The organism is Shewanella sp. SM21 (assembly GCF_025654335.1).
In the GTDB taxonomy this organism is placed as follows: domain Bacteria; phylum Pseudomonadota; class Gammaproteobacteria; order Enterobacterales; family Shewanellaceae; genus Shewanella; species Shewanella oncorhynchi.
In genome coordinates this window covers 327,970-334,864 of record NZ_JAKKRL010000004.1, presented here as the reverse complement: position 1 = coordinate 334,864, position 6,895 = coordinate 327,970, and the positions used below count along the sequence as shown (strand labels likewise).

Sequence of the window (6,895 nt, the reverse complement as noted above, 5' to 3'; positions counted from 1 at the left end):
CAGGCTTCCATCGCAATAGTGGCATCAGGGTAAGTACGCAGAAAAGGCAGGAGCTGAGCACGTTTAATCGAGCGGTTAAAAACACTCTTGCCTGCTTGATTAACTCCACATACTTGGAAGATATTTTTTGCGAGATCAATTCCTATTAGTGTAACTTTCATTTTGGACACCTTTTGTTGTTATTGAACGTGCAAATTCAATATGGCGTAAATGACGCCTACTTCACAAGAGGTGTCCATCCCATCATCCATGTACCTCACCTCTTCGAGGCCGATGAAAAAAATCACATCGTTCAAAAGTTGCTCCTGCACTTTTGTCAGCAATATTTGAAGGGACAGATAACCCTGAACGAGTTATTTGATCTTTAAAACCCCAATTACTTACTGATTCTGTCACTTGATATATTTGACAAGATAATCGCGAGGCTCTTTTCCAAACATCCAGTTGTTCGAATCGCATGAGAGCTCCTTAAAAAGCAGAGCGGGCTTCGCCCTGCGAGAAAAAACAGAGCGTTGCTGCGCACCTTCTAGAGTCTAGATTCTAGAGCCTAGAGCGAGCCTGCGAGCGCTCTAGTTTCTAGCAGCAGCGATTTTTGCTGCGTTCTCGCAGTTGCGAAGCAACGTTCTAGAGGCCGAAGGCGCTCCTAGATTCCAAGTTCTACAGCCCTGCGATAACGGATACAGCGACGGCGGTGTTATAGATAATACCCGTGATCTGTGTCCAGAGACTTAGGTTATCTTTATATTCCGTATCTAATGGCACAATAATGGTATCACCCGGTTGTAACTGGTCTTCACTAGTAAACCAACTCGAACGGCCAGGCATGAGTACAGAACCATTTGCTTGGATAACGTAAGTGCGGTCTTCATCAGCACGTTTACGCGCACCACCGGACATAGCTAAATATTGGTCTAAAGTTAAGCCATCTTTAAATCTGTGAGTTGCTGGGTGCTGAACCTCTCCCATCACTGCAATGGTTTGTTTAGTCGATGGAACATAGAGGATATCGGCATCTTCAAGCTGTATATTCGCTTGTTCAATTCCTAATGAAATTGCCGCTAAATCGACAACAAGACGTCCTACGGCTTTTATATTTTCTAAATCGGCCAACATCAATTGCGCATCAGCATAATTGACCATAGTGCCATCCTGCGATACACCTCGTGTGGCTATATCTCGACGCAATTGATCGGCTAACTTTTTAATCTCTATTTGCTCTTGCTTACGAACAGATTCACGCACAAATACAGCTGATGGCAAATAAGCATATTCAGTAAATCCACCCACACGAGCGATTAAATCGTTTAGTGTTTCACCGCGGCGGATATTGTAGCGTCCAGGGAATTTTACTTCGCCTCGAATTTCAACAACTTTAGATTCTTGCCAATCAGGAGTCGTCATCACTGTTAGCATGTCACGCCCAGTTAAACGGATATTGGCACTTTCGATTCCTTGCAAAGCTTGTGTTAAATCAAGATTATTATGCTTAATTCTCGAGCCATTGATATCGGTTGAGGTAGTGGTTAATTCAGCTCTAGCGGTATAAGCACCTTCTTTTAAACCACCTGCAGCGATCACTAAATCATTCACCCGAGCACCCACAGTCAGTGGATATACTCCTGGTTCTCTTACCTGTCCATCAATAGCAACAATTTGAATACCAGAGCCTGCTCGCCCTTGGCTATTTAATTTAACCATTACTGGGTAGAGTAACTCTTGACGGCCCATCTGATTACTGAGTTTAAGTAGTTCTGTATCGTCAAATAAATTAGCCAACATTTTATTGACTACGCCTTTAACAACCTCAGCCTCTTCAGACTCTTTCTTATCTGTTAGTACTACACCAGCAAGATCGGTACGTTGCGATAACTTAGTTTTATCGAGTTGAACAAAACCGGCTTTAAATAAATCTGAACCTAAAAGATTACTTGTATTTAAAGAAGTGACTTTTTCAACACGTTCTTTTACTAATTTATTTAACTCATAGCGATTCTGTATATCATCTGAAAAATTAAACAGGATGATTTTATCACGCGCATTTAAGCTAAGATCTTGGCCACTTTCTTTAGCACTAATTGCTTTCCCTGGTGAGAATTGATGCACTTCAATATCACCGTATTGATTCACTTCACGGATCACGATTGCGTAATCAAGATCAGCTGAAGCCGCTAAGTCTCCCCACAGAGAAGGCAATACGTCACTCACTTTTTGACCGGCAAACCATTGATATTTACCCGGACGAACAACAGCACCGGCTATAGTGATGGCACTCTCGTATTGCTCCGACGCACTTTTCACGCGAACAATATCACCTGCTTTGGCTGGTGTATTTCGACCTTGCTCAGAGGTTAAATCTACGTTCACTATGGTTTTCAAAGATTTACTATTATAACGCTCTATTGAACTGCTTTTAGGATATGCTCCTGTATTTAACCCGGCGGCCATTGCGATAACGTCAGCCATGCTCTCATTGTGTTTTAGCTCGTAAATGGCTGGGCGTCTTACTTCTCCGGTTACGCTTACAAGGCCGCCGATAGAAGGAATAAACACCACATCACCAGAATGGAGTCTTAAATCCCCCGACGCATCACCTCGCATTAACAGGTCATAAAGATCTAAAATACCAACTAGTTTGCCATTACGTTTCAGCTGTACATTACGTAATGAACCGATCTCGTTAACACCACCAGCGACAAACAGAGCCTGAGTGATAGTTGATAAACTTGAAACCGTATACGAACCAGGTTTATAGGCATCACCGGCCACAAAAATGCGTATCGAGCGCAACTCACCCATAGTGATGTTGGACTCAATACCGATCATTTGCTCACTAATACGCTGGGATAAAGAGTCTCTGAGCTCAGAGAAACTAAGCCCCATGACTGGTATTGGACCTAGCTCAGGGAACTGGATAACCCCCTCACGGTTAATGACGAGGTCATACTCTTTATTCTCTTTACCATAAAGCTGAACTTTAATGTTATCGCCTGGACCGACGAGATACTCTCCTGGAACAGGGACGTCTGACACAGGTGCAAATGTGCTTGGTTCACCAGCAAACATCTCATAACCGAAACGACGCAATTTTATTTTGCTGGGATCTTCAGAAAAATCTAACTCCGCTTTAGCCGCTTTTTTATCGGCATCAGACACACGAGGATTGGTATCTCTTTCCCCTACGACTTCAGGATTTGTAACCTGAGTTTGGGCCTGAGAGCCTGAAAGCATATTAGGATCAATACCGTATTGCTTAGCAAGCCTTGCCTGTTCAGATTTCGGTAATTGCTTGAACTGCTCAATCATTTGTGGAGATGGCGTAACGGCATGAACCTGAGCGCCCATCAATATTGTGGCGCCAAGGCCTACTATGATGAATTTTTTGATTTGTTGTAACACCAGATATCTCCGATTGGGTTGAAAACAGGGTGTCGCAGAGCGACTTTTAGATTCTAAAGGCACCATAATACTATGGCTGCTAGGATCTAGAACGCTTCGCAGCGAGAGCCGACAAAGCAAGAACTGAAGAATTTACGGATAACGGAACGTTCGCGAGCTCACTTAACGCTAAGGATAAAGCTAAAAAGCAGAACGCCACCCAGTTAAAACGTCCATTACACAACTTTTATAATCTGAGATGCAGCAGTTTTTATTGCATCACAACAGGCCGCCCTAATTTCTAGCAATGAACCTGCGAGCGACCTACATAATTTTTTAATGTTGAGGTATGCAACTGGTGCGCACATCGTTGCGGGCCTAACGCCCTTCAGCGCTAACTTAACAAATGAAACTATTTATTCTTCAACCATATCCCTCTATAAATGCCAGTTCGGCATCCATGCCTCTTGCTCGAGAGCTTAACCTGCTGTTTCTCACCTTTCAGACACGCTACCGCCCATAGATTGCGGCTTCTAAATTGCCCTTCGCGATGCGAAAATTCATATTTTTCATTAACATAAAACAGTGTTACAAGAAATAGTTAAGCTCCACACTCATTCAGTTTCGCTAGTAAAATACCTTAACCATAGGATGTAAACACTTAAGATAAGAGCTTATATTCTAACTTTATGATTACAGAATCTTACTTCAAAGATTCACTACCGATAGAACATTTAATGTTCAAACGGCCATTTTTAAGATCACACCTTAACAGGTTGCATTTTAAAAATGTAACTACAAACCCTAAACAAAATCAACAAATTGATTTTTAAGTAAATATTAAACACCTTGTCACTTTGGTAGATATTTTATTAACTTCAAGAATGGCTAATATCTTACAGAATACTCAGCATTACTCCTACAAACAGGTTTGTACTTGTGCACTTAAACACAAATTCGTTCCACACTTTGCTGCGGTACAGTAACCGTCTTTATCTGCCCCATAATGTTAAAAAGAACATGGCAACGTTTGTTTGGGCATTTTTCTTGAAAAATGCCTTCGAGATCAACAAAGGGACCATCTGTAAAACGAATTTTCTCCCCCGTTTTTAGCTCTAATTCTTCGGCTAATACTGTTTGGGAAGGCGTTAGTTCTTTCATGCGAATGGCATGGATAATTCTGTCGTCAATGGGCGTCATTTTCTCTTGACAATTAACGATTCGATTCACACCACGAGTAGAATGGACCTGCCTGACACTTGTCTGACTTGGGTCAAAATTGATGAATAAGTAATTAGGAAAGAGTGGTACACGACAGACTTGTTTGCGCCCGCGCTGAGATTTCTCTTCAGAGACCATAGGCAAATACGTCTCTAAATTTTGAAGTGTTAAGTTCTGTTGTGCTCTCGCTTCACTACGAGGTTTACAATACAAAAGGTACCATGCCTTCATAAGCTAATCTCACTACCCTATAAATAAGTGACGTCCATTCACGGGTCGCAATCATAGCAAAGATGCTCAAGTCGGTGGAAGTAATTTTTCGACTATTCCAGTCTCTCGCTCGGTATGCATACAATGACGCTCACATTAACTAATTCATAATTAAAATCACAACACTATACTGCTGATAATGTCACCACTTAGCTTACCAAAATTGACTTTGGTTGCTTTTAAGGGGTATATAAGGTGGGATTTTAGCGAAAATACTCATTTTACTGCTAAACACATTACTTTTATTATAAGAACGTAACAATAACCCATACGTAACTAGCGGTTATTCAACAATTAATGAATGCTATAGCGCGAATTAATGGTTGATAAAAACCTGCAGGCGATATTGGGACGAGCAACAACCATTTTTCTGTGGTGACATCATCCTGTTTCAGGGGCCCACAGGCAATCACGAGCTTAAGGTGGAAGACTTCATGAGCGTAGCAAAACCACAAGGAACGATGCTTGGGCATCCCAAGGGATTGTTCTTGCTGTTTACAACAGAACTTTGGGAACGATTTAGTTATTATGCAATGCGTGCCATTTTGGTGCTTTATCTCGTTGATAGAGTGCAAAGTGATGGTGGACATGGCTTAGGATGGACTCAAGCTGAAGCTTTGTCACTTTACGGCACATTCACAGGTTTGGTTTACTTGACACCACTTATTGGTGGTTGGTTAGCCGATAACATACTGGGTCAACGCAAAGCCATTTATTTTGGTGGGGCATTAATGGCCGCAGGTCAATTCTTGCTTGCTGCGCCGCATAGCTGGATCCCTGGTCTAGAAACTACTGTATTTTATATTGGTCTAGGTACCCTCATTCTGGGTAACGGTTTGTTCAAGCCAAACATTTCCACTATGGTGGGCGATCTCTACGAAGAAGGCGATCACCGTCGTGATGGCGCGTTTACGATTTTCTACATGGGCATCAACTTAGGTGCTGCATTATCAGGTTTTATCGTCGCTTGGGCCTACACTAACTTCGGCCATGCTTCTATTATCGATGGTAAAGAAGTGTTTGTTAACAACTGGCAAGCGGGCTTCTTCTGTGCGGGTGTGGGGATGATTTTCTCTTTAATCATCCAATTTTTATTCGCGCAGAAATACTTAGGCGATATAGGAAGAGTGCCAGCCGCTAAGCTTGAAAAACAAAAAGCGGAAGAGAAAGGCGAAGTGCGTAAGGAACCACTGACCAAAGTCGAACGTGATCGTATTAAGGTCATCATGGTAATGGGTTTATTCACGATTATTTTCTGGGCGGGCTTTGAACAAGCGGGCGGTTTAATGAACTTGTTCACTAACGAGTTTACCGATCGTATGGTTGGCACCTTTGAAGTACCTACCACTTGGTTCCAATCGTTAAACGCTATCTTCATTGTATTATTTGCCCCTGTAATTGCTTCTATCTGGATCCGTTTAGGCAAGAATGAACCTAACTCTCCGGTGAAATTTGCACTTGGCTTGGTCTTACTCGCTATCGGCTTCCTATTTATGATAGGTGCAGTAATGCAAATGGGTGGCGATGCATCTGTTAAGTCGAGCATGTGGTGGTTAGTGGGCGCTTATTTCTTCCACACTATGGGTGAGCTCTGCTTATCGCCCATAGGCTTATCTATGGTGACTAAGCTAGCACCACTGCGTATTGCCTCTTTGATGATGGGAGCTTGGTTCCTATTCGTTGCAGCAGCTAACAAGATTGGCGGTGTGGTAGGTTCATTCATCGGCCATGGTGGGGAGAAAGAAGAGCAACTGGCTAATGCAATGGCGATCTTCTCTGGTATTGCGATTACAGCGGCTCTGTCTGGCGTGATCCTGTATTTTATGGCTGACAAATTAGTCGATTGGATGCATGGCGCAGAAACCAAGCATCATACTGAAGCTGAAGCCTTAGAAAGCGAAATTGCAGTGACGGCTGAACATGAAGCGATAAAACGTTAATTATCTTTTTAACTGTTAAAACAAAACGCCTTACTCGCAAGAGTAAGGCGTTTTTGTTAACTCAGCTATTCGGTATACTCAATTTCGCC

Annotated in this window: 3 protein-coding genes and 2 pseudogenes; 1 reads left to right on the top strand and 4 read right to left on the bottom strand. The window is 42.5% G+C overall.

What is annotated here, in order from left to right:
• The 4 genes and pseudogenes from L5L94_RS07680 to rfaH form a co-directional block, all read right to left on the bottom strand.
• Window positions 1-161, bottom strand: a pseudogene (locus L5L94_RS07680) (IS110 family transposase); the annotation flags it as partial.
• A 154-nt stretch (window positions 162-315) separates the two neighbouring features.
• Window positions 316-459: pseudogene (locus L5L94_RS07675) on the bottom strand (four helix bundle protein); the annotation flags it as partial.
• Between the two features lie 198 nt (window positions 460-657).
• Window positions 658-3,396, bottom strand: a complete 2,739-nt coding sequence (locus L5L94_RS07670; RefSeq protein ID WP_263162276.1) for an SLBB domain-containing protein — start codon at window positions 3,394-3,396, stop codon at window positions 658-660.
• 924 nt (window positions 3,397-4,320) lie between these two features.
• On the bottom strand, window positions 4,321-4,827 hold the full coding sequence (gene rfaH, locus L5L94_RS07665; RefSeq protein WP_263162273.1) for a transcription/translation regulatory transformer protein RfaH: 507 nt from the start codon (window positions 4,825-4,827) through the stop codon (window positions 4,321-4,323).
• A gap of 473 nt (window positions 4,828-5,300) precedes the next feature.
• On the opposite strand from rfaH, the gene L5L94_RS07660 reads away from it, so the two are divergent.
• The gene (locus tag L5L94_RS07660) at window positions 5,301-6,806 is read left to right on the top strand and encodes a peptide MFS transporter (protein ID WP_113939478.1); all 1,506 of its coding nucleotides are present in this window, start codon (window positions 5,301-5,303) and stop codon (window positions 6,804-6,806) included.
• The last annotated feature ends 89 nt before the right edge of the window (window positions 6,807-6,895 follow it).

Excerpts from the sequence above, each read along its gene's own strand:
- rfaH (WP_263162273.1), bottom strand. The coding sequence starts at position 4,827 with ATGAAGGCATGGTACCTTTTGTATTGTAAACCTCGTAGTGAAGCGAGA.
- L5L94_RS07660 (WP_113939478.1), top strand. The coding sequence starts at position 5,301 with ATGAGCGTAGCAAAACCACAAGGAACGATGCTTGGGCATCCCAAGGGA.